Below are 25746 nucleotides of genomic sequence, written 5' to 3'. Positions count from 1 at the left end.
TGTCTCTCTCAAAGATGGGAAACAGGCAACATGGCGCCTGGTTGCAGGTAATGCTCTATGCGGAGAATAAGATCGGTTAATACCAGTTCGCGGTTTAATCCGGTCACGTTAATCAGCTGTTCGCGACAATGGCAGACATCGCTGAGTATGGCCTGGATACGTGCGACGGATAACCGTTCAGCTATCGACGCCACCAGCGTTCCGGCATCCTGATTTGTCAGGCTGGAAGCGCCATACCGGTATTTAAGGGCATCCATAAGCAGCGTTGCCAGCCAGTGTAAACGTACGGCGGCCTGTTCGTGATTCAACACCGACAGAAGGATATACCAGTCGCCGGATTGCAGCGTATTCGCCAGCGCTTCGCAAAGCGCGTTACGATGCGCCCAGCTGTCGGCCTGCAACAACGCCAGAGCGGCGCCGGGAGCCCCTGCGCTCAGGCGCAGCGCCGCCAGCAACGTCTCTTGTGACATTGTCACTTCACGAGAAAGCCAGGAAACAGCGTATTGTTCGGATGGCGGCGCAAGATGATGCAGACGGCAGCGGCTGCGTAAAGTCGCCAGCAGGCGTGCCGGTTCACGGCTGGCAAGGAAGAACCAGGTTTGCTCCGGCGGCTCTTCGAGCGTCTTTAATAAGGCATTCGCCGCGGCATCAGTCAGCAGGGCCGCATCCGGGATCAATACGACTTTCGCGCCGCCAAGTCGAGAATGTTCGTACAGCTTCTCGCCCACATCGCGTACCGCGTCCACGCCAAGGGTGCTTTTCCCCTTTTCCGGCAACAGCGAATAATAGTCAGGATGCGTACCCGCCTGCATTAACTGGCAGCCACGACAGCGCCCGCAGCTTTTATGCCCTTCCGGTTGCTGGCACAGCAAATAACGACTGAGGGCATAAATCAGCGCATCATCCCCCATTCCGGGCAACGCCTGAATCAGTAACGCATGGTGGCCCCGACCCGCCTGATAGCTTGCTACCAGTTTTTCAAAGTCTGGCCGTAACCACGGATACCATTTCATGCACCCTGCTCCTTGATCCAGGCCGTTACGGTTGTGCGAATATCGTTCATCACAGACTCCAGCGGCTGAGTCGCATCAATGGTGCGGATGCTGGCATCGCTGGCGGCCAGCTCAAGGTAGCGGGCACGCGTGCGATTGAAGAAATCCAGAGACTCCTGCTCAATGCGGTCAAGTTCGCCGCGCGCGCGCGCGCGTTTTAAGCCAACCTCCGGCGTCACATCCAGATACAGGGTCAGGTCAGGACGGAAGTCGCCCAATACCGCATCACGCAGCGTCGCCAGCATCGTCTGGTCGATCCCACGGCCGCCACCCTGGTAGGCCTGAGTGGACAGGTCATGGCGATCGCCAATGACCCACGTTCCTTTCGCCAGCGCAGGCTTGATAACGGTTTCCACCAGTTGCACTCGCGCGGCATAAAACATCAGCACTTCAGCTTTATCCGTGATTGTTTCATCACCCACCGATTTGATGTCCAGCACCAGACTTCTTAATTTCTCTGCAAGCTGGGTGCCGCCCGGCTCACGCGTAAAAATCATGTCGTGAATACCCAGTTGCTCAAGTGTCTCCACCACCACGTTACGCGCGGTGGTTTTTCCGGCGCCTTCCAGGCCTTCGATGACGATATAGTTACTGCCCATTTTTTTCCTTAAGCACTTTCAGGTAGTCCTGCACTGACCGGTTATGGCTGGCAAGATTGGTGTTAAACGTGTGACCGCCCTTTCCGTCAGCCACAAAATAGAGGTACGGCGTTTTCGCCGGATGCGCGGCGGCTTTCAAAGAGGCTTCGCCAGGCATGGCGATAGGACCTGGCGGCAACCCGGTGATGGTATAGGTGTTATACGCCGTCGGCGTTTCCAGCGCCGCGCGCGACAGCTTACCATTATAACTCGCCCCCATGCCGTAAATCACGGTCGGATCGGTCTGCAAACGCATACCAATACGCAGACGGTTAATAAAGACTGATGCCACCTGATCGCGTTCGCTGGCGACGGCCGTCTCTTTCTCGATAATAGACGCCATCGTCACCAGTTGATTCTTATCTTTATAAGGCAACCCTTCCGCGCGCCCTTCCCAGACGTCATCTACCGCTTTAACCATCTTTTGATGCGCACGCTTCAGAAGCGCGACGTCGGTGGTGTTGGCGGTATACATCCAGGTGTCCGGCCAGAACCAACCTTCAAGCCACTCCGGGTTCTCCAGCTTCAGCGCCCGCGCGACGGTTTCGTAACGGTCATCGCTAAGCGTATGCTGAATATAAGGCGCATTCCGCAACTGATTCAGGTAATCGCTCAGGCGCATCCCTTCGACCAGACGTAGCGGGAACTGTGCTTCTTTACCGCTTTCCAGCAGTTTCAGCATCTCCCGTACGGTCATATCAGGCGTTAAACGATAGGTGCCCGCTTTAAAGTTTGATAATTCAGGTTCAACGCGCAACAACCACTGAAACACGCGCGGCCGATTGATAATCTTGTCGGCGTAGAGTTGATCGCCTAATGCCAGACGCCCGGTTCCGGCCTTCAGGGTAAAGATCGTCTCTTCTTTTATTAACAAGGGGCTGTCGGCCAGTTGGCGCACTTTCCACATTCCTGCGCCAGCGGCAATGCCCAACACAACGACCAGCAGAAGGAAAAAGCGTAACATTCTTTTCATGACTAATTCGGGTGCTCACAAAGTGGGGCTAAAAAATCGAACAATGAACGTGCAAACATCAGTTTATCGCCACAGGCGCGCACGGGAATCACGGGCATCAACGCATTGCAGATAACCATCTCATCGGCCTGCATAAGCGCGTCCTCCCTGGCATACACTTCGACAACCTGGAAAGGCGATTGTGCCAGCGACTGTAAACAAAATTGTCGCATAATGCCGTTTACCCCCGCCTGATCCAGGCGCGGCGTGTACACCACATTCTCTTTACGCCAGAACAAATTAGCCGCACAGCATTCCGTAACCCATCCCTCGCTGTCAAGAACCAGCGCTTCATCGGCGTTTGTCTGCTCAAGATGAGACCGAATCAGTACCTGTTCCAGCCGGTTAAGGTGTTTTATACCCGCAATCATAGGGTTACGCCCCAGCCGTACGGGGCTTAGCGCCAGCGTAATACCTTCCGTACGCCAGCGTTCATAATGAGTGGGATAAGGAGAAACGGATAAAATTCGCGTGGCCGCACGACAGTTTGACGGGCTGTAGCCCCTGCCGCCGCTGCCACGACTCAGAATAACTTTCAGTACGCCACTGTTCTGGCCTGCTGCCATCGCCGTCATTTCGTGTTGCAGTTCCGTCCATTGACTGAAGGGAAGCAGCAGTTTTTCGCAGGCATCCTGCAAACGGCGAAGGTGTGCGGTCAGGAGGCAAATTCTACCGTCACGGATTCGCGCAGTAGTGAAACAGCCATCGCCAAACTGCGTCGCGCGATCGCTTGCGGCAAGAGAATCCTGTTCACGGCCATTAATTAAGAACATAGTGGCTCCTTATTCGTGGTCGATTAGTGTGGCAGGATGGTTAACACAGGACAAGGGAAGAAAGCTGAATAAAAAAGGCCCGACAAGCGGACCTTTTTACTCTCTGGTGGAACGACTTAGACCTTTTTGAAGATCAACGAGCCGTTAGTACCGCCAAAGCCGAAGGAGTTACACAGCGTATACTCCATTCCGTTAACCTGACGAGCTTCGTGAGGCACAAAGTCCAGGTCGCAACCTTCATCCGGGTTATCCAGGTTGATGGTTGGCGGAACAGCCTGGTCGCGCAGCGCCAGGATAGAGAAAATGGACTCTACCGCGCCCGCAGCACCCAGCAAGTGGCCCGTCATGGATTTCGTCGAGCTGACCAGCACACGGCTTGCCGCATCGCCAAAGACAGATTTTACCGCCTGAGTTTCCGCTTTATCGCCTGCCGGCGTAGACGTACCGTGGGCGTTGACGTAACCAATCTGACCCGGCTCAATGGCAGCATCACGCAGCGCATTGACCATCGCCAGCGCGGCGCCCGCGCCGTTTTCCGGCGGTGACGTCATGTGATAAGCATCGCTGCTCATCCCGAAGCCAACGATTTCGGCATAAATTTTCGCGCCGCGCGCTTTTGCATGTTCGTACTCTTCCAGTACCACCATGCCCGCGCCATCGCCGAGAACAAAACCGTCACGCTCTTTATCCCACGGGCGGCTGGCCGCTTGCGGGTTATCATTACGTGTAGACAGCGCACGCGCTGCGCCAAAGCCACCGACACCCAGCGGCGTACTGGCTTTTTCCGCACCACCCGCTACCATCGCGTCCGCATCGCCGTATGCAATGATACGCGCGGCATGACCGATGTTATGTACGCCTGAGGTGCAGGCGGTAGCGATAGAGATGCTTGGCCCACGCAGGCCGTACATGATGGTCAGGTGACCTGCCACCATGTTAACAATCGTCGACGGAACAAAGAACGGGCTGATCTTACGCGGCCCACCGTTCACCAGGGAACTGTGGTTTTCTTCGATCAGTCCGAGACCGCCGATACCAGAGCCGATAGCGGCGCCAATACGGGCTGCGTTCTCTTCCGTTACTTCAAGGCCAGAATCCTGCATGGCCTGAACGCCAGCGACAATTCCATATTGAATGAAGGCATCCATCTTGCGCTGTTCTTTGCGCGAGATGATGTCGTCACAGTTAAAATCCTTTACTAAGCCAGCAAATTTCGTTGCATAGGCGCTAGTATCGAAATGGTCGATCAGGCTGATGCCACTCTGACCGGCAAGGAGAGCTTTCCAGGTAGACTCTACGGTATTGCCGACAGGAGACAACATGCCCAGTCCGGTCACAACTACACGACGCTTAGACACGTTTGTCCTCCAGGGAGGGAAAATGATTCTAGTGGGACAAAAAGATAAAACTCAGGCGGTCGAATGACCGCCTGGAGATGTTCACTTACGCCTGGTGACCGTTGATATAATCAATGGCAGCCTGAACGGTGGTGATTTTCTCAGCTTCTTCGTCCGGAATCTCAGTATCAAACTCTTCTTCCAGAGCCATTACCAGCTCAACGGTGTCAAGAGAATCTGCGCCCAGGTCTTCAACGAAAGAAGCATTGTTGGTAACTTCTTCCTGCTTAACGCCCAGCTGCTCGCCGATAATTTTCTTAACGCGTTCTTCGATAGTGCTCATACTCTTAAATTTCCTATCAAAACTCGCTTTCGCGATGGTTTTCGTAGTGTATAAAATGTTGAAAAATTTGCAACTAAATCCCGGCAGTTCTTACCACGATTTTACGTTATTTTGAGGCCAAGACCTACAATAACGCAAATATTTTTCGTGGTTAAACCATATACATTCCGCCGTTGACGTGCAGAGTCTCACCAGTGATGTAACTTGCTTCGTCAGAGGCTAAAAATGCAACCGCACTGGCGATTTCCTGAGCGCCGCCGAGGCGACCCGCAGGAACCTGCGCCAGAATACCCGCACGCTGATCATCAGACAGCGCACGCGTCATGTCCGTTTCAATAAAGCCCGGAGCCACAACATTGACAGTAATCCCACGCGACGCAACTTCACGCGCCAGTGATTTACTGAAGCCAATCAGACCCGCTTTCGCCGCAGCGTAGTTGGCCTGACCCGCATTTCCCATGGTACCAACCACAGAACCGATAGTGATAATACGTCCATGACGTTTTTTCATCATAGCGCGCATTACCGCTTTTGACAGACGGAAAACAGATGACAGATTGGTTTCGAGAATATCGTTCCACTCATCATCTTTCATTCGCATCAGCAGATTATCGCGAGTGATACCGGCATTATTGACCAGGATATCAACTTCACCAAATTCTGCGCGAATATTTTCCAGAACAGATTCAATAGATGCCGGATCGGTCACATTCAACATCAGACCTTTACCGTTCGCACCTAAGTATTCGCTAATGGCCTGAGCGCCATTTTCGCTGGTAGCAGTACCGATGACTTTCGCGCCACGGGCAACGAGCGTCTCAGCAATTGCGCGGCCAATGCCACGGCTTGCACCGGTAACCAGCGCGACTTTTCCTTCAAAACTCATGGTTTTCCTCTTTTATTGCTCAAGCGCCGCTGACAGTGCCGCCGGTTCGTTTAGCGCCGAGGCCGTCAGGGTGTCAACAATACGTTTAGTCAGACCAGTGAGGACTTTACCTGGACCCACTTCATAAAGGTGTTCAACACCTTGTGCTGCGATAAATTCTACACTCTTCGTCCACTGCACCGGGTTGTACAGCTGGCGTACCAGCGCATCACGGATAGCGTTAGCGTCGGTTTCACACTTCACGTCAACGTTATTCACAACCGGTACGGTCGGGGCATTGAAGGTGATTTTCGCTAATTCAACCGCCAGCTTATCCGCCGCAGGTTTCATCAGCGCACAGTGTGACGGCACGCTTACCGGCAGCGGCAGCGCACGTTTTGCGCCAGCGGCTTTACAGGCTGCGCCCGCACGTTCAACTGCGTCTTTATGCCCGGCGATAACCACCTGGCCCGGAGAGTTAAAGTTCACTGGAGAAACCACCTGGCCTTCAGCCGCCTCTTCACACGCTTTGGCGATGGACGCATCATCCAGACCGATGATCGCCGCCATTGCGCCGGTGCCTTCCGGCACAGCTTCCTGCATGAACTTGCCGCGCAGTTCAACCAGACGAACCGCGTCGGCGAAATCGATGACGCCAGCACATACCAGCGCGGAGTATTCCCCCAGGCTGTGTCCCGCCATCAGCGCAGGCGCTTTACCGCCCTGCTGCTGCCATACGCGATACAGCGCAACGGAAGCGGCCAGCAATGCTGGCTGAGTCTGCCAGGTCTTATTCAGTTCTTCCGCAGGCCCTTGCTGCGTCAGCGCCCACAGATCATAACCCAGCGCCGCAGAAGCTTCAGCAAAGGTTTCTTCTACGATCGGGTAGCTGGCTGCCATTTCAGACAACATCCCAACCGTCTGGGAACCCTGCCCCGGGAACACAAAAGCAAATTGCGTCATGTTTAAATCCTTATACTAGAAACGAACCAGCGCGGAGCCCCAGGTGAATCCACCCCCGAAGGCCTCAAGCAATACCAACTGCCCGGCTTTAATCCGCCCGTCGCGCACGGCTTCGTCCAGCGCGCACGGCACAGAGGCCGCAGAGGTGTTGCCGTGTCTGTCCAGCGTAACCACCACATTATCCATCGACATACCCAGCTTTTTCGCTGTCGCGCTGATGATGCGCAGGTTAGCCTGGTGCGGAACCAGCCAGTCCAGAGCGGAACGATCCAGATTATTCGCCGCCAGCGTCTCGTCAACGATGTGTGCCAGTTCAGTTACCGCCACTTTAAACACCTCGTTGCCCGCCATCGTCAGATAAATCGGATTTTCTGGATTGACGCGATCGGCGTTTGGCAGCGTCAGCAACTCACCGTAGCTGCCGTCTGCATGAAGATGCGTCGAAATAATGCCTGGTTCTTCGGATGCGCTCAGAACCGCTGCGCCCGCGCCGTCACCAAAGATAATGATCGTCCCGCGATCGGTGGGATCGCAGGTGCGCGCCAGGACATCGGAACCGATGACCAGCGCATATTTAACGGCGCCTGATTTTACATACTGATCGGCAACGCTTAACGCGTAGGTAAAACCGGCGCAGGCCGCTGCAACGTCAAACGCCGGGCAGCCTTTAATGCCCAGCATACTCTGAATCTGGCATGCTGCGCTTGGGAAAGCATGTGTTGCTGACGTGGTCGCCACCACAATCAAGCCAATCTGGTCTTTATTGATGCCCGCCATTTCAAGCGCGCGGTTTGCGGCTGTATAGCCCATCGTCGCGACTGTTTCGTTTGGCGCTGCAATATGGCGTTCACGGATGCCTGTACGCGTGACAATCCACTCGTCAGACGTCTCTACCATCTTTTCCAAATCGGCGTTAGTACGCACTTGTTCAGGCAGATAGCTGCCAGTACCAATAATCTTTGTATACATGTACGCTCAGTCACTTTTCGGTTATATACCACCGCGTGCAAACTGCTGGTATGTTGGTTGCGCTCAGGTTACACCGTTAATTGTGCACCCGTGAGTGTCCGTTTTTGCCACCTTCCAACAGTTCGAATCCGGCTGGGTATACAGATTCCAGGCGAGCGGCAATTCGCTGAGGAACTTGTCGCTGCACCGCCTGCACTGCCTGTTCAATCGCGACGGCAAATGCTCGCTGATTGGCCGCACCATGACTTTTAATCACCGTGCCACGCAATCCTAACAGACAGGCGCCATTATACTGGTCGGGGTTGAGGTGACTGAATCGCCTCGTCAGGCTTTTTTGTAACCAACGTTTTAATAACAGCAGCCACCACGACCGTTTTTTACTCTCACCCTGAGATTTCAGCAGTGAAAGGAACATCCTGACAACCCCTTCCATTGTCTTTAATGTGACATTACCTGTAAATCCATCACATACCAGCACATCAGTTTTTCCCGTCAATAATTCATTGGCTTCAAGATAACCAATGTAATTGATGGAAGGGACTGTTTTGAGCAACGCAGAGGCATCACGAATACTGTCGAGACCTTTGGTTTCTTCTTCACCAATATTGAGCAACGCCACGCGGGGATTGGTTATCCCAATCACCTCTTCCGCCATCACGGACCCCATCACGGCAAACTGCACCAACATGGTACTGTCACAATCGACGTTGGCGCCTAAATCCAGCACCACCGTTTTTCCTTTCTGCTGATGCGGTAAAACCGTCATCAACGCAGGACGCTCAATGCCCTCAAGGGGTTTGAGCAATAATTTCGCAAGTCCCATGAGCGCGCCCGTATTACCGGCGCTCACACAGGCTTCGGCTCGACCTTCTTTCACGAGCTCCAGGGCCACACGCATTGAGCTGCCGCGACTGGCGCGGATAGCCTGCGAAGGCCGGGCATCACTGGCAATAACTGACTGTGCAGGGATAATCTGCAGACGCGAACGTTGTTCAAAGTCAGCTTTGGCAAGTAATGGCGTGATGGTATCGGGATCCCCGACTAAAAGAAGTGTGAGTTGCGAATTAGAATTCAGTGCCTGCAGTGCTGCAGGCACTGTCACGGAAGGGCCGAAATCTCCCCCCATGACATCTAACGCCAGGGTTAGACGTGTCAAGGTATCGTCGCTGCCCGGTTTGGTGTTTCCCCGCTTACGCGGGGAAATCCTCACTAAGCTTCATCACGCTTGCGCGTGATTACTTAGCGATGACCTTACGGCCGCGGTAGTAACCGTCGGCAGTGATGTGGTGACGCAGGTGTTTTTCACCAGAAGTTTTGTCTACAGACAGGCTGGTGACTGCGGTCAGAGCGTCATGAGAACGACGCATGCCACGTTTGGAACGGGTTGGTTTATTCTGTTGTACGGCCATGGACCTTACTCCTCAATTACTTACGCTTTAAGCTGGCTAATACGGCAAATGGGTTTGGTTTTTGCGCTTCATCAGGCAGTTCACCAAAGACCATGTCCGCCTCGGACACTTCACAGTGTTCAGAATCATGCACCGGAACTACCGGCAAGGAGAGGATGATTTCATCTTCAACCATTGCAAGCAGATCGATTTCACCGAATTCGTTAACCTCAATCGGCTCATACGCTTCCGGGAGTGCTTCAGCCTGTTCGTCAGAACGAACCGGACTAAAACAATACGTTGTGTGAACCTGATGGGTAAACGGCTTCCCGCAACGCTGGCATTCGAGCGATACCGTCACCTTCGCATCACCCGTAATAACGGCGAGACGTTGGTTATCGATAGCGAACGACATGGAGCATTCCACATCACTGTCCACACTGACTACAGAATCGGCGACGCGCTCTACCAGATCAGAAGTATAGATACCTTCATAATCGAGGCGTTTTTGAGCCGTACGAACCGGATCAAGAGTCAGGGGTAATTTTACCTTTTGCATAGGGCGCGCATATTAACTTTGTAACGTCATAGAGTCAAAGAAAAAGGCAGCCTGCGGTTGCCTTTTGCCAATAATTCGCACACATTGCGGGTTACAGACTTATTTTCGCTCAAACCGTGACTGTATGTCATGCTTGAAGGACGAAGAGCATAGTTTAAGATGGCTCTCATTAATACGCTATATCTGAGGGAAAAAAATATGCCCCGTCTCATCCTTGCTTCTACCTCTCCCTGGCGTCGCGCGCTGCTCGAAAAACTGGCGATCCCTTTCGAGTGCGCGGCTCCCGAGGTTGACGAAACGCCTATGTCTGGCGAAGCGCCGCGCCATTTGGTCTCTCGCCTCGCACAGGCGAAAGCGCAATCGCTCGCCCACCGTTTCCCCGATCATCTGATTATTGGCTCCGATCAAATTTGCGTTCTGGATGGCGAAATTACCGGCAAACCGTTAACCGAAGAAAAAGCGCGCCAGCAATTAACCAAAGCCAGCGGTAATATTGTGACGTTTTATACCGGACTGGCGCTTTATAATTCTGCAACCGGACATTTACAAACGGAAGTCGAACCGTTTGATGTGCATTTCCGCCATTTAAGCGAAACAGAAATAGAGGACTATGTCCGCAAAGAGCGTCCATTGCATTGTGCCGGAAGTTTTAAAAGCGAAGGTCTTGGCATTGCCCTTTTCGAGCGCCTGGAGGGGCGAGATCCCAATACGCTTATTGGGCTACCGCTAATTGCGCTGTGCCAGATGCTGCGCCGGGAAGAGATGAACCCGCTGATGGCATAGTGGATGCGTCTGATGGCGACGCTAAAACATCTTATCAGGCCCACAGCGGAGCAATGCCCGTAGGCCTGATAAGCACAGCGCCATCAGGCGTAAAGATGCCGGATGATGACGTAAACGTCTTATCCGGCCTACAGGTTTAGCGCGATAATATCGCAACGCGCATCAGGCTTTGTTACGTAACACCTGAAGGCAATGCTTGAGTTGGTTATCCATCGGCGCTTCGATACGCATCACCTCGCCAGTCCCCGGATGAGTAAACTTCAGCGCAGCCGCGTGCAGAAAAAGCCGTGACAGCCCCGTTCCCGCAAGCTGCTTATCAAATTCGCGATCGCCGTAACGATCGTCAAACGCGATCGGATGGCCCGCATGCAGCGTATGCACACGAATCTGATGCGTACGTCCCGTCACCGGGCTACAGCGCACCAGCGTCGCAAACGCATAGCGCTCTTCAACTTTAAAGCGCGTTTCGGAGGGTTTTCCTTCCTGACTCACACGTACAATACGTTCGCCGCTTTGCAGAATATTCTTTAATAAAGGCGCCTGTACCGATTTAACATGCGACTGCCACTGGCCGCGAACCAGCGCCAGATAATCTTTCTGCATCCCCTTCTCACGCAGTTGCTCATGCAAAGAACGCAGCGCTGAGCGTTTTTTCGCAACCAGCAGTACGCCAGAGGTATCGCGGTCAAGACGATGCACCAGTTCCAGGAAACGCGCTTCTGGCCGCAACGCGCGCAGCCCCTCGATAACGCCGAAGCTCAACCCGCTTCCGCCATGCACCGCCGTGCCGGAAGGTTTGTTCAGCACCAGGATATGGTCATCTTCATACAAAATGACATCGGCCAGCGCCGCCACTTTTTGCAGATGCGGCGAAACGGCCTCTTCTTCGCGTTCGGCGACGCGTACCGGCGGAATACGCACTTCATCCCCGGCTTCGAGCTTATATTCCGGTTTGATGCGTTTTTTGTTCACCCGCACTTCGCCTTTACGCAAAATGCGGTAAATCATGCTTTTCGGTACGCCTTTGAGTTGCGTGCGCAAAAAGTTATCGATGCGTTGCCCCGCTTCGTCGGCAGTAATGGCAACTATTTTTACGGATGGAGTCTCAGTTTTCATGGGGGCCGATTCTAAATAGCCATAAGGATTAGCGCCACTCATTTTTCTATGCTTATATTTACTTCTATATCCTGTTACTCACGTTCAACATGACCAATTTGCTGGTTATTAAACCAATCGCCATGAGGAAGTGAAAAAACTGTGAGTAACCGGGTGATAAATGGTAAAAGTCATCTTGCTATAACAAGGTTAGCAGTGGAATAATGTAACCGTTTCCGTGTCGAACCTTGTTAAAACAAGAAATTTTACGGAATGACCCATTTTGCCAGACAGATCATCAACGCAGCAATGGCGTAAGACGTATTGATTTTTCAGGCAGTTAGCGGGCTGCGGGTTGCAGTCCTTACCGGTATATGTTCTATGTACTACGCGTTGCAGAAAGGCGGCAAATCTGGGAATCCCCAGGAGCTTATGCCCGGGTGAGCAGATAAAGCCAACGCATCTGCGGCGTGAAAGACGATGAACATAATGGAATCTTCTCTGGAGAGTAACTCCCAGGCTGTTCCCCTGATAATTGCGCTGTATTTCCGTATGAAATACAGGCAACCGACACTCTGCGCCTCTTTGAGCAGACGATAACCGTGAGGTTGGCGACGCGAATAGACACGAGGCCATCGGTTCACACCCGGAAAGGCATTACTATGCCCGCAGCTTAGTCGTCAATGTAAGAATAATGAGTAAGTTACGATGAAAAGAATGTTAATCAACGCAACTCAGCAGGAAGAGTTGCGTGTTGCCCTTGTAGATGGGCAGCGCCTGTACGACCTGGACATTGAGAGTCCAGGACACGAGCAGAAAAAAGCGAACATCTATAAAGGCAAAATTACCCGTATCGAACCGAGTCTGGAAGCGGCTTTTGTTGATTACGGCGCTGAACGTCACGGTTTCCTCCCGTTAAAAGAAATTGCCCGCGAATATTTCCCCGCCAACTACAACGCCCACGGCCGTCCAAACATTAAAGATGTGTTGCGCGAAGGTCAGGAAGTGATTGTTCAGATTGATAAAGAAGAACGCGGCAACAAAGGCGCTGCGCTGACGACGTTTATCAGTCTGGCAGGGAGCTATCTGGTTTTAATGCCGAACAACCCGCGCGCGGGCGGCATCTCCCGTCGCATTGAAGGCGACGATCGCACCGAATTAAAAGAAGCGCTGGCAAGCCTCGAACTGCCTGACGGCATGGGGCTTATCGTGCGTACCGCAGGCGTCGGCAAATCCGCCGAAGCGTTGCAGTGGGACCTGAGCTTCCGCCTGAAACACTGGGAAGCGATTCAGAAAGCCGCTGAAAGCCGCCCTGCTCCATTCCTGATCCATCAGGAAAGCAACGTTATCGTCCGCGCATTCCGTGACTACTTACGTCAGGATATCGGCGAAATTCTTATCGATAATCCGAAAGTGCTTGAGCTGGCGCGCCAGCACATCGCGGCGTTGGGTCGCCCGGATTTCAGCAGCAAGATTAAGCTTTACACCGGCGAGATTCCGCTGTTCAGCCACTACCAGATTGAGTCGCAAATTGAATCCGCCTTCCAGCGTGAAGTGCGTCTGCCTTCCGGCGGCTCTATCGTTATCGACACAACCGAAGCGTTAACCGCGATTGATATTAACTCCGCGCGTGCCACACGCGGCGGCGATATCGAAGAAACCGCGTTTAACACAAACCTGGAAGCGGCCGATGAAATTGCTCGCCAGTTGCGCTTGCGCGACCTCGGCGGCCTGATCGTTATCGACTTCATCGACATGACGCCAGTACGCCACCAGCGTGCGGTGGAAAACCGTCTGCGCGAAGCGGTACGTCAGGATCGTGCGCGTATCCAGATTAGCCATATTTCTCGTTTTGGCCTGCTGGAGATGTCCCGCCAGCGTCTCAGCCCGTCTCTGGGCGAGTCCAGCCATCACGTCTGCCCACGCTGTAGCGGCACCGGCACCGTCCGCGACAACGAATCGCTCTCCCTGTCTATTTTGCGTCTGATTGAAGAAGAAGCGCTGAAAGAGAATACCCAGGAAGTTCACGCCATTGTTCCGGTTCCGATCGCCTCTTACCTGCTTAACGAAAAGCGCACCGCGGTTAATGCTATTGAGACTCGTCAGGATGGCGTGCGCTGCGTGATCGTACCAAACGATCAGATGGAAACGCCGCACTACTCCGTTCTGCGCGTACGTAAAGGGGAAGAAACGCCAACTCTGAGCTACATGCTGCCGAAACTGCATGAAGAAGCGATGGCGTTGCCTTCTGAAGAAGAGTACGCCGAGCGTAAACGCCCTGAGCAGCCAGCACTGGCGACCTTCGCGATGCCGGAAGTGCCGCCTGCGCCGACGCCAGCAGAACCTGCGGTGAAAGCAGCGACGGCAGCACCGAAAGCCGTTGCCACTGCGCCTGCACAACCAGGTCTGCTTACCCGCTTCTTCGGCGCGCTGAAAAACATGTTCAGCGGCAGCGAAGTCGCTAAGCCGGTTGAACAACCTGCACCGAAAGCAGAGGAAAAACCGGAGCGTCAACAGGATCGTCGTAAGTCTCGCCAGAATAATCGCCGCGACCGTAACGATCGCCGTGACAACCGTGATAATCGCGACAACCGCGCTGAAGGCGGTGAAAACCGTGATGACAACCGTCGTAACCGTCGTCAGGCGCAGCAGCAGAACGCAGAAGCGCGTGACAACCGCCAGCAGTCTAACGACGTTGCCGATAAGGCGAAGTCCGGTGACGAGCAGCAGACGCCGCGTCGTGAACGCAACCGTCGTCGCAACGATGAAAAACGTCAGGCACAGCAAGAAGTCAAGGCGCTGAATCTGGATGAGCAACCGGCTCAGGAGACGGAACAGGAAGAACGCGTTCGTCAGGCGCAGCCTCGCCGTAAACAGCGTCAGCTGAGCCAGAAAGTTCGTTACACAGACTCCGCAACCTCTGAAGCAGAAGCTGTCGCAACGCCAGTCGTCGAAGACGCTGTCGCCACCCAGCCTGCTACGCAAAGCGCGCCTGCTCAGCGTACTGAACTGGCGAAAGTCGACCTGCCAGCGATCGCAGACGTTGCGCCAGCAGAGCAGGAAGAAAACGGCGAAGCGCGTGATAACGCAGGAATGCCGCGTCGCTCCCGTCGTTCTCCTCGCCACCTGCGCGTCAGCGGCCAGCGTCGTCGTCGCTACCGCGATGAGCGTTACCCGCTTCAATCGCCAATGCCGTTAACCGTCGCTTGCGCTTCACCGGAAATGGCGTCTGGCAAAGTGTGGATTCGCTACCCTGTCGCCCGTTCTCAGGATACGCAGGTTGAAGCACAGCGCGAAGAAGAGGCCGTACAAGCTCAGCCGGTTGCAGTAGAGCCGCAGGTCATCGCTGCCGCAGCCGAACAGGTTGTAGACGCACCGGTTCAAACTGAAACCGTTGTCGCTGAACCTCAGCCCGCTACTGTGGAAACAACGCATCCTGAAGTAATTGCCACCCCGGTTGAAGAACAACCTCAGGTGATTGCAGAGGCTGACGTCCCTGTTGCGCAGGAAGTCGCTGCACAAGCGGAACCTGTCGCTGACGTTCAGGAAACCACGACGGCTGAAGAATCCGCTGACGTTGTCATCGCCGAACCGGAAGAGATCGTTGAAGAGATCGTTAAAGAAACGGTTGAACCTGTCGTGGTTGCCGCTGAACCGGAAGAGATTGTCGCTGCGCCTGTCGCCGTTGCAGTTGCTGAAACCGTGTCAGAAAGCGCGGTAACCACCGGGGAGAAACCCGTCAGCCACGCCAGTGCGCCGATGACCCGCGCGCCTGCGCCGGAATATGTCCCGGAAGCGCCACATCACAGCGACTGGCAGCGCCCTGCCTTCATCTTTGAAGGTAAAGGTGCGGCAGGTGGTCATAGCGCAACGCATCAGGCCGCCGCACCAGCCACGCGCCCGCAGCCTGTAGAATAAGCTGAACGCAATGTTAAAGATAAGCCGACCTGCGGGTCGGCTTTTTTGTACCTGCAATCGGTGCCCGTTATCTGTTTTCCGGGCAAAAAAATGCCCGCTCCGGGGTGAAGGGAGCGGGCAGACAAAACATACCCAGTTTCATGATATGTTTCAAAACATGTGCTATCTGTTCAACTGAAACAGAGACATTCCTTGCATATCGCTAAACGCTTTATAGGACGCCTGTAACGCAGCCTGTTGCATTACATACGACGAGATAGCCGCGTTCCAGTCCACATCGACCAGATTACTCATCTGCTGTGCCTGACCCAGCGCGCGCTCGCTTCCCAATGAATCCAGGGAATCCAGCTCACTCAATTGCGTTCCCAGTTCCGCACGAACGGTCAGGACGTTATTAAGGGAGTTTTTCAGGCCACGGTTTGTTTTATCAATCGCCGCAGCAGCTTCCGCCTTCTTCACATCATCGTCAGCAACCGGCGTTTTCAGCGCTGCAATGGCTGTATCCAGCATCGCAAACAGGCTGGTTTCTGAAGCGCTGTTGTCGGGTTCCGGTACGGCATTACTGGTAATACGATTAAAAATCTGATCGCCCGTATGACCAATCACCATCGTACGCGAAGCATCAACCTGCTGGGTGATGTTTTCAGTGCCACCGCTATAGTCGCCATTTGCCTGATCAAACGGCGCTTTTTCAGTTTTATAGCCTGCGAAAATGTAACGACCGTTGCCGTCGGTGCTGTTGGCCAGATTCATTAACTGATCGCGAACCCCCTGTAGATCGCTCGCCAGCGAGGCGCGGTCATCATCGCTTAAGGTGCCGTTAGCGGCGTAAACGATTTTTTCCTGCGCAGTTTGAATTGCAGCTGTCACCTGACTTAGCACGTTTTCTTCCAGCGACACTTTCTGAGTGGCAAAGGTACGTGCCAGCGCATACTGACTGTTCTGAGCCTGGGCCTGAGCGAGTACGATAGCCTGAGAAGCGGCAATAGGATCGTCAGACGGATTAATCACGCGCTTACCGGTGGACATCTGCTCACCGTACTTCATCCATTCAGCCTGGGAATTGGTGATACCACGCATATTCTGCTGGTACATCATCTGGGTACTGATACGCATTTATCCTCCTCTCCCTTAGCGAATGCCCAACAGCGCATCAAACAGCGTATTCGCGGTTTGCAGCACCTGGGCGTTCGCCAGGTAGTACTGCTGATAGCGTTGCAGGTTGCCGTATTCTTCATCAAGGTTAACGCCGGAAATCGATTGCTGCTGGTTGTACAACTGCGTCACGACATTGCCCTGCGCCGTGCTGCTGGTTTTCAACGTGGCGGTTTTGTTCCCCACATCGCTGACCATCGTCGCATAAGCATCATTAAAGGACTTATTGCCTACCGTTTTCTGGGTTTGTAAATCCAGCAGCGCCTGACCGTTACGGTTATCGCTCCCACCCGCATCGGGATCGGAAGCCATCGCAATTTTGGATTCATCGGTCACCAGCACGTTCATGTTCACAATGGCATCGCTGACCGGTTTCAGGGTAAAGCTGTCATTCGCATTTGCCCCTGCCCCGACCGTCACTTCCAGCCCGTCAAACGTCAGTTTCCCGTTGGTTTCAACCGCCTTAAAGCTGGTGTTGTCTGACAAGCGCGTGACCTGCCAGTCCTGACCATCAAATACCAGCTTATAATTGGTAGCCTGTACCGCGGAACTGTCGGTGACTTCCGCAGACAAGGTTCCGCTACCCGTATTTTTCGCATTACTCAATACGGACGGTTTACCGATGGAAAAGAAGTCCTCGCCCTGATCGCCATTGGCATCATATCCCTGTTTATGCTGGGCATTAAACGCTTCGGCAAAGGCCAGCGCCAGCTGGTTGAGGGTATTGCGAGTCTGATCCAGATCCTGAGAGCGGAACGTCAGCAACCCGCCAAGCGAGCCGCTATTGAGCAATTTTTCCGGGATTTCAACGTTTCCGGCAGTCGCATCAACATAGGCGACCGTGGTGCGTGACGGATCGGCGCTGGACGGCACCGCTGCCAGTTGACGGGCGCTGCTGCCCTGCACCAGGGTATAGCCATTCGCCATCGTCAGGTTATAGGTGCCGCCGTCCTGGACGCTAACTTCCACACCGACAATCTGGTTCAGCTCACTCACCAGTTGGTCGCGCTGGTCGAGAAGATCGTTCGGTGAAGCGCCCGCGCCCACCCCGGTCAGACGGGAAATCTGATCGTTCAGGCTGGCGATTTGCTTCGCGTAATTGTTGATCTGCTCAACGCTGGAGCCAATGGCGATATTGACCTGCTTATCCTGATCGCGCAGGTACTGATCGGTCGTTTTAAACTGGTTTACCAGGCCGTCGGCTTTACCGATAAGCGCCTGACGCGCTGCCGGGTCTTCCGCGTTGCTGACCAGCGTTTGCAGGCTGGTGAAGAAACCTTGCAGAGAGGTCGAAATCGAGCTGGTGGTACTGGAGAGCAGGTTATCAATTTTCGACATTTGCTCATAACGCGTAGTCAAACCGCTGCTCTGATTCTGCGCCGCGCGTAACTGATTGGTAATAAAAGAATCATACTCACGCTGTACGCCAGAAACGTAGACGCCATTACCGACCCAACCGCCCGCTCCCAGCGTACTGTTGGCTTGCGCCATAATCGTCGTCTGTCGGGTGTATCCGGCAACGTTATAGCTGGAGATGTTATTACTGGCAGTATTTAACGCAGCCTGGGCTGCGCTAAGTCCGCTCATGGCGTTGTTAATTAAGCTGGACATGGAGGTTCCTTGTAATCCTTCAATACTGGTTATTATCGGCAGCAGGTTTCTGGACTTGAGCTATTTAAAAGAGATTGTCGAGATTCGCGCTGTACGTTTTACTCACCTTGTCGCTCATGGATTTCAGCTGTTGAATCATGCTGGTTAATTTACGCGCATAGTCAGGATCGGTCGCATAACCGGCGTTTTGTAACGCCTGTGCGCCCTGTTCAGCGGTAGATGCGGCGGTCACCGCGGCATAGCGCGGGTTACGGGTCAGCAGCCCCACATAATCCGATAGCGCCTCCAGATAGGAGCTATAAACACGGAATTTCGCTTTTACCTTCTTCGCTTCGCCGTTCTCATATTCGGTGGTAGTAATCTCTGTTACCGGCCCCTTCCAGTTTGACGAGGCCTTAATGCCAAACAGGTTAAAGCTCGGCTCGCCATTTTCACGGCGGATCTGTCGCTGACCCCATCCCGACTCCAGCGCCGCCTGCGCCAGAATCAGATGATGCGGCACGCCGCTTTGTTCACTTGCCAGGCGTGCCGGAAGCGAAAGCTGGGCCAGGAAGTCTTTGCTGTCGCCGGACAGCGGCTCATCATTATTTTCCGGCGCTTTTGGCATCGCCTTACGCACCAACTGTGTCAGCGCCTGATTTTGATAGCTGGTCACCGTTTCCAGAGGGAACTTCATTGGTACCTGCGGCGCTTCTTCCGCAGGCTGCGTCTGCCCCTCGGTCATCTGCCTGACCATCATCTCCGCCAGTCCCAACCCTTTACCGGCGGTCATCTGCTGCGCAATCTGCTGGTCATACATGCTGGTGTACAGTCGCGTTTGATCGCTGCTGAATATGCCGTCTTTCGGCAGCGCTTCACGCATGCTTTTCAGCATCATCTGCACAAACATCCCTTCAACCTGACGAGCGACCGGGCGGATATTCGCCGCCGGATCTTGCCCCGCTTTGGCTTTCAGCTCATTGAGCGATTGCGCATCCCAGGCCGCGCTGGCCAACAGTTTGCTGTCACCAATCATCAGATAATTTCCAGTTTGGCGCGCAGACAACCCGCGCTCTGCATGGATTGCAGGATGGACATCAGATCCATCGGCGTGGCGCCCAGCGCATTCAGCGCGCGGACGACGTTGTTCAGGTTGGCGCTGGAACGGACGCTTTGCAGCGAACCGCCGCTCTGACGTAAATCAATCTGCGTTTGTGGCGTGACGACCGTCTGCCCCCCGCCAAACGGCGTGTCCGGCTGGCTGACGTTCGCCTGGCGATTCACCGTTACGGACAAATTGCCTTGCGCGACGGCGCAGCTGTCCAGCGTCACTTCACGGTTCATCACCACGGAACCGGTACGGGAGTTAATCACCACCTTCGCGTCCTGTGGTGTGACGTTCACCTCCAGATTCTGGATATCCGCGAGGAAACGGACCTGCGAGCTGTTGCCGCTGGGTACGCGAACCTGAATCGTGCGCGCATCCAGCGCGGTCGCACTGCCATAGCCACGGGCGCGGTTGATGGTGTCAGTGATCTGCTGCGCCATTGCGAAGTCTTCGTTGTTCAGTTGCAGATTGAGGGTATTTCCGCCGCCAAACTGGCTGGGCAGCTCGCGTTCAATAATTGCGCCATTGGTGATACGCCCGCCATTGAGCTGGTTAACCTGTACGCTGCTGCCGCCCGCAGACGCCCCTGCGCCGCCGACTAAAATATTTCCCTGCGCCAGGGCATACACCTGGCTATCGACCCCTTTCAGCGGCGTCATCAGCAATGTACCGCCGCGCAGACTTTTCGCGTTCCCCATTGAGGACACCACCACGTCGATCGTTTGCCCCTGGCGACCGAATGCCGGAAATTGCGCAGTGACCATTACCGCCGCAACGTTTTTCAACTGCATATTGGTGCCCGTCGGGACGGTGATCCCCAACTGAGACAGCATGTTATTCAGCGTCTGGGTGGTAAAGGGCGTCTGGGTCGTCTGGTCGCCCGTCCCGTCCAGGCCGACCACCAGCCCGTAACCAATCAGCGAGTTTTCCCGCACCCCCTGCACGCTGGTCAGATCCCGAATACGATCGGCATGCGCCAGGGTGGTTGCCAGTATCAGTACAATTCCAACAAGAGATTTAAACACTGGAGACCTCGCTTACATCGGCGACAAGTTAAGGAAGAAACGTTGCAGCCAACCCATATTTTGCGCCTCGTTGATATAGCCGTTGCCGACATATTCAATGCGCGCATCCGCAACCTGTGTTGACGGAACGGAGTTGCTGCCGCTGATGGTGCGTGGGTTCACGACCCCGGAGAAGCGGATGAACTCAGTGCCCTGATTAATGGCGATCTGTTTTTCACCCACGACGTGTAAATTGCCATTTGCCAGTACCTGATCGACGGTCACGGTCAGCGTGCCGCTAAAGGTATTGCTGGCGTTCGCGCCGCCTTTACCGTTGAAGGAGTTCCCGCCAGAGGCTTCCATATCTGCACGCGCGTTGCCGAACAATCCCTGCAAATAACGAGGAACCGTATCAAAGCCGAAGTTGGTTTTACCGTCACGGCTGGCATTGGCGGAGGAGCTCTTACTGGCGCTGACGTTTTCCTGCAATACAATCGTCAGCGTATCGCCGATATTGCGTGGACGTCGGTCTTCAAACAGCGGCTGATAGCCATAGTTGATCGGCTGCGCAGACTGAAAAATGGAACCATTCGCCACCGGAGTCGGGCCCGGTATGGGCTGTGCAGTGGTCGCGCCCTGCACGAGCGGTGTGGAAGGTATCCAGGCACATCCTGTCAGTGAAACCACCAGCAGGGCCATAATCGGGTAATGGTGCGCAGCGTATTTTTGCATTGCCTTCATCTTCAAAATCAGTGTGCCGGTGAGGTTTCCCTCACCGGACGACACTTAGAGTTGCGTCAGTTTTTGCAGCATCTGATCGGTAGTCGATACCGCTTTGCTGTTAATTTCGTAAGCGCGCTGAACCTGGATCATATTCACCAGTTCTTCCGCCACGTTTACGTTAGAGGTTTCGACATAGCCCTGATACAGCAAACCCGCACCGTTAAGCCCTGGCGTACTCTCATTCGGCGCACCCGAGGATTGCGTTTCGGTGTACAGGTTTTCACCAATGCTTTCCAGACCCGTATCGTTCATGAACGTGGTCAGGTTAAGCTGCCCCACCTGTACCGGCGCGGCCTGCCCCTGCTGAGTTACGCTTACTACGCCATCGCGACCCACGGTGATGCTCAGCGAGTTCGCCGGAATGGTGATCGCTGGCTGTACCTGGAAGCCGCCCGCCGTGACCAGTTGGCCGTTCTGATCCACCTGGAAAGAACCGTCACGGGTATAAGCAGAAGTGCCATCCGGCAGCATCACCTGGAAGAAGCCCTGCCCTTTGATGGCGACATCTTTACTGTTGTTGGTCTGAGACAGGTTGCCCTGACTATGCAGACGCTCGGTGGCGACCGGGCGAACGCCCGTACCGATTTGCAGACCAGAAGGTAAGGTCGTCTGTTCTGACGACTGCGCGCCAGGCTGACGAATCGTCTGGTACAGCAGGTCTTCAAACACCGCGCGTTGACGCTTAAAACCATTGGTGCTGACGTTTGCCAGGTTGTTGGCAATCACATCCATGTTGGTTTGCTGCGCGTCCAGGCCGGTTTTGGCGATCCATAATGAACTGATCATAAAATGTCCTGTATTAACTCATCGACAGCAGTTGGTTAGCGCGCCCGGCATTGTCATCCACGCTGCTGATAACCTTCATCTGCATTTCAAAACGGCGGGCGTTAGCGATCATATCGCTCATGGCGGACACCGCATTCACGTTACTGCCCTCCAGTACGCCAGACATCACGCGAATGGACGGGTCAGCCTGCAACACCGGGCCACGCGCAGCCTGTGTCGCCGCGCTTAAACGGAACATACCGTCATCGCCGCGTTGCACTTCGCTGCCAAGCGCTTTCACCAGCTTCAGACGTCCTACCGGTGCGACGGTATTGGCCGGATCGCCAGGGTTAAGCGCAGAGATAGTCCCGTCTGCCGCGATGGTAATTTCTGAACCTTCAGGAACGGCAATCGGCCCGGCTTCACCGATAACCGGATGCCCCTGAATTGTCAGTTGTCCGGTTGGGTCCACCTGAATGCTGCCGTTACGGGTGTATCCCTCGTTACCATCAGCGGTCTGAACAACCAGCCAGCCATCCTGTTGCAGCGCCACATCCAGCGGGCGCGAGGTGTAATCCATCTGCCCGGGCGTCATATCGGCTCCCGGCGTGGACGCAGCCACCAGCGTACGCGTCGGTAAAGAGAGACCTTCCACCGGCACAGCGCGCAACGCATTAAGTTGCGCACGAAAACCAGGCGTGGAGGCGTTCGCCAGGTTGCTGGCCGTCACCGCTTGTTGATTAAGCGTCTGACTGGCCGCGCCCATGGCGGTATATATTGCGTGATCCATTAAGCCATCCCGTCAGGCGCTTAGCGCAGGTTAACCAGGGTGTTGAGGATCTGATCCTGGGTTTTGATGGTCTGCGCGTTTGACTGATAGTTACGCTGCGCGACGATCATATTCACCAGCTCTTTACTCAAATCCACGTTTGAGGATTCCAGCGCGCCGTTGGTCAACTTACCGAAGTTACCCGTACCCGCCGTACCAAGCAGCGCAACGCCTGAAGCCTGCGTCGCCGCCCAGACGTTATCGCCCTGAGAAGCCAGACCTTCATTGTTGGCGAAGTTAGCCAGCACGATCTGCCCCAGAACCTGCGTTTGTTCGTTGGAATAGTTACCCACTACGGTGCCGTCATCGTTGATCTGATAGCTCACCAGATCGCCCGGCTTATAGCCGTTCTGGTTGGTCGCGACGATATTGTTCGCACCGGTGTTCTGCTGCATAGAATTCAGGAAGCTCAGGGAGAAAGTAGCCGGTACCGCGCCGTTAATCGCTTCCGTAGTGATGTTAATTTGTGGCTGTGCGTTCGCAGGGCCTTCAATTAACGTGCCTGGATTACTCGAATCATCAATATAGTTATTAACGGAAGTCAGCGTACCGTTGCTGCTAAAATTCATTACCGCCGCTTTCGTAACCGCTGCTCCTGCAACGCTGGAGTCTTGGGTGTATACATCCCATTTATTGGCAGCAGTTTTGACATAATAAACGTTCATGTCATGGGCATTACCCTGGCTATCAAAGACCGTTATGGTGCCCTTTTTGTTGTAGGAATCCGCATCGCTCGGATCAAACGGTGACTTAGACGGCAGTTCATCCGTTGAGTTAAGGTTGATCTGCATAGACGCCGTGGTGGTCGCCTGTGCGGCCATCAGGGTGTTCGGGATGGTGATCGGGCCTGGGTTGGCACCCTGCTGGATCGTCGGCGGCGTTCCGGTTGCCGGATAGCCGGTCAGTTGCAGCCCCTGCATGTTAACCAGATTGCGGTTCTCATCCAGTTTGAACTGACCGTTACGGCTGTAGAAAACGGAGCCGTTGCTGTCTACCAGACGGAAGAAACCGTTCTGGCTAATCGCGACATCCAGGCCACGCCCGGTGTTGGTGGTAGTGCCGTCGGTAAAGTCCTGGGTAATCCCGGCGACTTTAACGCCCAGGCCCACTTTGGAGCCCGCGAACATATCAGCAAAAGACGCCGTACCGGATTTAAACCCGTAGGTGGCGGAGTTGGCGATGTTATTACCAATAACATCGAGGTTGGTCGCTGCTGCGTTCAGACCGCTGACCGCTTGAGAAAAGGCCATGACTTACTCCTGATAAGTGTAAAGGCTTAAATGATCTGCCGTACTTCGTCGAGTGTGGTGGTTCCGTAGGTCCCTAAATCCAGGGTATTACCGCTACTGTTGCGGATAACCCCCTGAACCAGCGCAAACTGAAGCGGTTGCGCCACAAGCTGCGTACTGCCGTTGCTGGCGGCGATCGCGACGTTATAGGAACCGTTTGGCGCGCTTGTGCCATCCTCCAACGTACCGTCCCAGGTAAAGGTATGAACGCCAGCCTTCAGCTCGCCGATATTGATCGTGCGCACCACCTTGCCGTCTTTGTCGGTAATGGTGGCGGTGACTTTATCCGCTGCCTGCTGCAACTCCACGCCAAACGGCGTCGTGGTGATGGTCGCGCCCTCTTCGGTGCCCGTACCGGCCAGAATGGTGGTGCCGGGGATCATGACGCCATGACCAATCAGGGTGCTGGCCTGTAGCGACTGGCTGTTGTCGATCTGCCCGGAAATCGCGCCCAGCGTGGTGTTCAGTTTTTCAATTCCGCTAACGGTGCTGATCTGCGCCAGTTGCGTGGTCAGCTCGTTGTTTTGCAGTGGGTTGGTCGGGTCCTGATTCTTCAACTGCGCGACCAGCAATGTCAGGAAGCTGCTTTGTAAATCACTCGCGCTGCTTCCCGTCAGCGAACTGCCACTGCTGGTGGATGCGACTCCCGAGTTGGTCGAGTCATTCATATTTACGGCAATAGACATACGCGCCTCCTTTACTGGCCTAATGTCAGCGTTTTAAGCATCATGCTTTTCACGGTATTAAGAACTTCGACGTTTGCCTGATAGCTGCGCGAGGCTGACATGGTGTTGACCATTTCACCGACCACGTCCACATTAGGCATTTTTACGTACCCATTGGCGTCCGCCAGCGGGTTGCCAGGCTCATACACCAGTTTGTCCGGCGCCTGACTTTCAATGACGTCCGCCACTTTTACCCCACCGGTTGCCGCCCCTGGTGCCGCGTCTACCTGAAAGACCACCTGTTTAGCGCGATACGGTTGACCGTCCGGCCCGGTGACGCTATCGGCGTTCGCCAGGTTACTGGCCGCCACGTTAAGACGTTTGGACTGCGCGGTGAGCGCCGACCCGGCAATATCAAAAATGTTTAACAGCGCCACGAATTAGTTTCCTCCCTGTAGCACATTCATCATGCCTTTGATTTGTCCACCCAACACGGTGAGGCCCGTCTGGTATTTCAGACTGTTATCCGCAAACTGCGTACGCTCGCGGTCCATATCGACGGTATTGCCATCAAGGGACGGCTGGTCAGGAATACGGTAGAGCAGATCCACCGAAGGAGACGCGACGGTCTGGGCCGGAATGTGTTGTGCAGAGGTGAGCTTCAACGCGATTCCGCCGGTTTCTTCCCGGCCACGCACCATGACTTTTTTGAGTTCGCTGGCGAAATCCATATCACGCGCCTGATACCCAGGGGTGTCGGCGTTAGCGATATTGGCGGCCAACACCTCCTGGCGTTGAGCGCGCAGATTCAGCGCTTCCTGTTGAAAACGTAAGGCGGCATCGAGCTTATCGAGCATATCTCC

At 54.5% G+C, this 25746-nt stretch carries 26 protein-coding genes; 2 read left to right on the top strand and 24 right to left on the bottom strand.

Annotated features, from left to right (window positions below; genetic code table 11):
- Positions 1-8: 8 nt before the first annotated feature.
- The 12 genes from holB to yceD form a co-directional block, all read right to left on the bottom strand.
- Positions 9-1013, bottom strand: coding sequence for a DNA polymerase III subunit delta' (gene holB, locus OGX84_RS00980; RefSeq protein WP_071258231.1), 1005 nt, complete (start codon positions 1011-1013; stop codon positions 9-11).
- Positions 1010-1651, bottom strand: a complete 642-nt coding sequence (gene tmk / locus OGX84_RS00975) for a dTMP kinase (RefSeq protein ID WP_275166375.1) — start codon at positions 1649-1651, stop codon at positions 1010-1012. Before tmk ends, holB begins: the two co-directional genes overlap by 4 nt.
- Positions 1641-2663, bottom strand: a complete 1023-nt coding sequence (gene yceG / locus OGX84_RS00970) for a cell division protein YceG (RefSeq protein WP_115609383.1) — start codon at positions 2661-2663, stop codon at positions 1641-1643. Before yceG ends, tmk begins: the two co-directional genes overlap by 11 nt.
- Positions 2664-2665: 2 nt before the next feature.
- Positions 2666-3475, bottom strand: a complete 810-nt coding sequence (gene pabC, locus OGX84_RS00965; protein WP_275055079.1) for an aminodeoxychorismate lyase — start codon at positions 3473-3475, stop codon at positions 2666-2668.
- Positions 3476-3591: 116 nt separating this feature from the next.
- A complete protein-coding gene (gene fabF / locus OGX84_RS00960) occupies positions 3592-4833 on the bottom strand; it encodes a beta-ketoacyl-ACP synthase II (RefSeq protein WP_058669004.1) in 1242 nt (413 codons plus the stop codon).
- Positions 4834-4918: 85 nt separating this feature from the next.
- Positions 4919-5155: an acyl carrier protein gene (gene acpP, locus OGX84_RS00955; RefSeq protein WP_000103754.1), complete on the bottom strand. Its 237-nt coding sequence runs from the start codon at positions 5153-5155 to the stop codon at positions 4919-4921.
- A gap of 151 nt (positions 5156-5306) precedes the next feature.
- Positions 5307-6041 carry a 3-oxoacyl-ACP reductase FabG gene (gene fabG, locus OGX84_RS00950; protein WP_012132828.1) on the bottom strand — a complete coding sequence of 245 codons (735 nt, stop codon included), beginning with the start codon at positions 6039-6041 and terminating at the stop codon, positions 5307-5309.
- Between the two features lie 12 nt (positions 6042-6053).
- Positions 6054-6983, bottom strand: coding sequence for an ACP S-malonyltransferase (fabD, locus tag OGX84_RS00945; RefSeq protein WP_058669003.1), 930 nt, complete (start codon positions 6981-6983; stop codon positions 6054-6056).
- Positions 6984-6998: 15 nt separating this feature from the next.
- On the bottom strand, positions 6999-7952 hold the full coding sequence (gene fabH / locus OGX84_RS00940; protein WP_275166376.1) for a beta-ketoacyl-ACP synthase III: 954 nt from the start codon (positions 7950-7952) through the stop codon (positions 6999-7001).
- 76 nt (positions 7953-8028) lie between these two features.
- The gene (plsX, locus tag OGX84_RS00935) at positions 8029-9108 is read right to left on the bottom strand and encodes a phosphate acyltransferase PlsX (RefSeq protein ID WP_071818860.1); all 1080 of its coding nucleotides are present in this window, start codon (positions 9106-9108) and stop codon (positions 8029-8031) included.
- Between the two features lie 79 nt (positions 9109-9187).
- Positions 9188-9361: a 50S ribosomal protein L32 gene (gene rpmF / locus OGX84_RS00930; RefSeq protein ID WP_000290727.1), complete on the bottom strand. Its 174-nt coding sequence runs from the start codon at positions 9359-9361 to the stop codon at positions 9188-9190.
- 16 nt (positions 9362-9377) lie between these two features.
- Positions 9378-9899 carry a 23S rRNA accumulation protein YceD gene (yceD, locus tag OGX84_RS00925; protein WP_012132832.1) on the bottom strand — a complete coding sequence of 174 codons (522 nt, stop codon included), beginning with the start codon at positions 9897-9899 and terminating at the stop codon, positions 9378-9380.
- 198 nt (positions 9900-10097) lie between these two features.
- On the opposite strand from yceD, the gene OGX84_RS00920 reads away from it, so the two are divergent.
- The gene (locus tag OGX84_RS00920; RefSeq protein ID WP_012132833.1) at positions 10098-10682 is read left to right on the top strand and encodes a Maf family protein; all 585 of its coding nucleotides are present in this window, start codon (positions 10098-10100) and stop codon (positions 10680-10682) included.
- Positions 10683-10844: 162 nt separating this feature from the next.
- On the opposite strand, the gene rluC is transcribed toward OGX84_RS00920, so the two are convergent.
- Positions 10845-11798: a 23S rRNA pseudouridine(955/2504/2580) synthase RluC gene (gene rluC, locus OGX84_RS00915; RefSeq protein WP_012132836.1), complete on the bottom strand. Its 954-nt coding sequence runs from the start codon at positions 11796-11798 to the stop codon at positions 10845-10847.
- Positions 11799-12485: 687 nt separating this feature from the next.
- On the opposite strand from rluC, the gene rne reads away from it, so the two are divergent.
- Complete coding sequence (gene rne / locus OGX84_RS00910) at positions 12486-15695, top strand: ribonuclease E (protein ID WP_286457227.1); 3210 nt, start codon at positions 12486-12488, stop codon at positions 15693-15695.
- A 162-nt stretch (positions 15696-15857) separates the two neighbouring features.
- Here the strand turns inward: rne and flgL are convergent, their stop codons facing one another.
- The 11 genes from flgL to flgB all read right to left on the bottom strand — a co-directional run bounded on the left by flgL (position 15858) and on the right by flgB (position 25740).
- The gene (gene flgL / locus OGX84_RS00905; RefSeq protein ID WP_112002272.1) at positions 15858-16811 is read right to left on the bottom strand and encodes a flagellar hook-associated protein FlgL; all 954 of its coding nucleotides are present in this window, start codon (positions 16809-16811) and stop codon (positions 15858-15860) included.
- A gap of 15 nt (positions 16812-16826) precedes the next feature.
- On the bottom strand, positions 16827-18461 hold the full coding sequence (flgK, locus tag OGX84_RS00900) for a flagellar hook-associated protein FlgK (protein WP_115609388.1): 1635 nt from the start codon (positions 18459-18461) through the stop codon (positions 16827-16829).
- Positions 18462-18525: 64 nt separating this feature from the next.
- Complete coding sequence (flgJ, locus tag OGX84_RS00895; protein WP_047457531.1) at positions 18526-19476, bottom strand: flagellar assembly peptidoglycan hydrolase FlgJ; 951 nt, start codon at positions 19474-19476, stop codon at positions 18526-18528.
- A complete protein-coding gene (locus OGX84_RS00890; RefSeq protein WP_012132841.1) occupies positions 19476-20573 on the bottom strand; it encodes a flagellar basal body P-ring protein FlgI in 1098 nt (365 codons plus the stop codon). The genes flgJ and OGX84_RS00890 overlap by 1 nt, the downstream gene beginning before the upstream one ends.
- Before the next feature lie 12 nt (positions 20574-20585).
- On the bottom strand, positions 20586-21284 hold the full coding sequence (flgH, locus tag OGX84_RS00885) for a flagellar basal body L-ring protein FlgH (RefSeq protein ID WP_024130441.1): 699 nt from the start codon (positions 21282-21284) through the stop codon (positions 20586-20588).
- 54 nt (positions 21285-21338) lie between these two features.
- The gene (flgG, locus tag OGX84_RS00880; protein ID WP_012132843.1) at positions 21339-22121 is read right to left on the bottom strand and encodes a flagellar basal-body rod protein FlgG; all 783 of its coding nucleotides are present in this window, start codon (positions 22119-22121) and stop codon (positions 21339-21341) included.
- A 13-nt stretch (positions 22122-22134) separates the two neighbouring features.
- Complete coding sequence (gene flgF / locus OGX84_RS00875) at positions 22135-22890, bottom strand: flagellar basal-body rod protein FlgF (protein WP_012132844.1); 756 nt, start codon at positions 22888-22890, stop codon at positions 22135-22137.
- A 20-nt stretch (positions 22891-22910) separates the two neighbouring features.
- Positions 22911-24179 (bottom strand): flagellar hook protein FlgE, encoded by a 1269-nt coding sequence (flgE, locus tag OGX84_RS00870; RefSeq protein WP_286457226.1) that lies wholly within the window; start codon positions 24177-24179, stop codon positions 22911-22913.
- 26 nt (positions 24180-24205) lie between these two features.
- Positions 24206-24904 carry a flagellar hook assembly protein FlgD gene (gene flgD / locus OGX84_RS00865; protein WP_012132846.1) on the bottom strand — a complete coding sequence of 233 codons (699 nt, stop codon included), beginning with the start codon at positions 24902-24904 and terminating at the stop codon, positions 24206-24208.
- Between the two features lie 11 nt (positions 24905-24915).
- The gene (gene flgC, locus OGX84_RS00860) at positions 24916-25320 is read right to left on the bottom strand and encodes a flagellar basal body rod protein FlgC (protein WP_012132847.1); all 405 of its coding nucleotides are present in this window, start codon (positions 25318-25320) and stop codon (positions 24916-24918) included.
- 3 nt (positions 25321-25323) lie between these two features.
- Positions 25324-25740: a flagellar basal body rod protein FlgB gene (gene flgB, locus OGX84_RS00855; RefSeq protein WP_012132848.1), complete on the bottom strand. Its 417-nt coding sequence runs from the start codon at positions 25738-25740 to the stop codon at positions 25324-25326.
- Positions 25741-25746: the final 6 nt, after the last annotated feature.

It is taken from the genome of Citrobacter sp. CK202 (assembly GCF_030333225.1).
In the GTDB taxonomy this organism is placed as follows: domain Bacteria; phylum Pseudomonadota; class Gammaproteobacteria; order Enterobacterales; family Enterobacteriaceae; genus Citrobacter_B; species Citrobacter_B koseri.
Note: the sequence above shows the minus strand (reverse complement) of the source record. Positions and strands in the feature narration are given on the sequence as shown.

What these genes read in the sequence shown, in the direction of transcription:
- yceG (WP_115609383.1), bottom strand. Translation starts at nt 2,663, where the DNA reads ATGAAAAGAATGTTACGCTTTTTCCTTCTGCTGGTCGTTGTGTTGGGC.
- tmk (WP_275166375.1), bottom strand. Translation starts at nt 1,651, where the DNA reads ATGGGCAGTAACTATATCGTCATCGAAGGCCTGGAAGGCGCCGGAAAA.
- flgD (WP_012132846.1), bottom strand. Translation starts at nt 24,904, where the DNA reads ATGTCTATTGCCGTAAATATGAATGACTCGACCAACTCGGGAGTCGCA.
- flgH (WP_024130441.1), bottom strand. Translation starts at nt 21,284, where the DNA reads ATGCAAAAATACGCTGCGCACCATTACCCGATTATGGCCCTGCTGGTG.
- fabG (WP_012132828.1), bottom strand. Translation starts at nt 6,041, where the DNA reads ATGAGTTTTGAAGGAAAAGTCGCGCTGGTTACCGGTGCAAGCCGTGGC.
- OGX84_RS00920 (WP_012132833.1), top strand. Translation starts at nt 10,098, where the DNA reads ATGCCCCGTCTCATCCTTGCTTCTACCTCTCCCTGGCGTCGCGCGCTG.
- fabH (WP_275166376.1), bottom strand. Translation starts at nt 7,952, where the DNA reads ATGTATACAAAGATTATTGGTACTGGCAGCTATCTGCCTGAACAAGTG.
- flgL (WP_112002272.1), bottom strand. Translation starts at nt 16,811, where the DNA reads ATGCGTATCAGTACCCAGATGATGTACCAGCAGAATATGCGTGGTATC.
- flgF (WP_012132844.1), bottom strand. Translation starts at nt 22,890, where the DNA reads ATGGATCACGCAATATATACCGCCATGGGCGCGGCCAGTCAGACGCTT.
- pabC (WP_275055079.1), bottom strand. Translation starts at nt 3,475, where the DNA reads ATGTTCTTAATTAATGGCCGTGAACAGGATTCTCTTGCCGCAAGCGAT.
- holB (WP_071258231.1), bottom strand. Translation starts at nt 1,013, where the DNA reads ATGAAATGGTATCCGTGGTTACGGCCAGACTTTGAAAAACTGGTAGCA.
- rluC (WP_012132836.1), bottom strand. Translation starts at nt 11,798, where the DNA reads ATGAAAACTGAGACTCCATCCGTAAAAATAGTTGCCATTACTGCCGAC.
- acpP (WP_000103754.1), bottom strand. Translation starts at nt 5,155, where the DNA reads ATGAGCACTATCGAAGAACGCGTTAAGAAAATTATCGGCGAGCAGCTG.
- flgK (WP_115609388.1), bottom strand. Translation starts at nt 18,461, where the DNA reads ATGTCCAGCTTAATTAACAACGCCATGAGCGGACTTAGCGCAGCCCAG.
- flgB (WP_012132848.1), bottom strand. Translation starts at nt 25,740, where the DNA reads ATGCTCGATAAGCTCGATGCCGCCTTACGTTTTCAACAGGAAGCGCTG.
- yceD (WP_012132832.1), bottom strand. Translation starts at nt 9,899, where the DNA reads ATGCAAAAGGTAAAATTACCCCTGACTCTTGATCCGGTTCGTACGGCT.
- fabD (WP_058669003.1), bottom strand. Translation starts at nt 6,983, where the DNA reads ATGACGCAATTTGCTTTTGTGTTCCCGGGGCAGGGTTCCCAGACGGTT.
- rpmF (WP_000290727.1), bottom strand. Translation starts at nt 9,361, where the DNA reads ATGGCCGTACAACAGAATAAACCAACCCGTTCCAAACGTGGCATGCGT.
- flgE (WP_286457226.1), bottom strand. Translation starts at nt 24,179, where the DNA reads ATGGCCTTTTCTCAAGCGGTCAGCGGTCTGAACGCAGCAGCGACCAAC.
- flgG (WP_012132843.1), bottom strand. Translation starts at nt 22,121, where the DNA reads ATGATCAGTTCATTATGGATCGCCAAAACCGGCCTGGACGCGCAGCAA.
- rne (WP_286457227.1), top strand. Translation starts at nt 12,486, where the DNA reads ATGAAAAGAATGTTAATCAACGCAACTCAGCAGGAAGAGTTGCGTGTT.
- flgJ (WP_047457531.1), bottom strand. Translation starts at nt 19,476, where the DNA reads ATGATTGGTGACAGCAAACTGTTGGCCAGCGCGGCCTGGGATGCGCAA.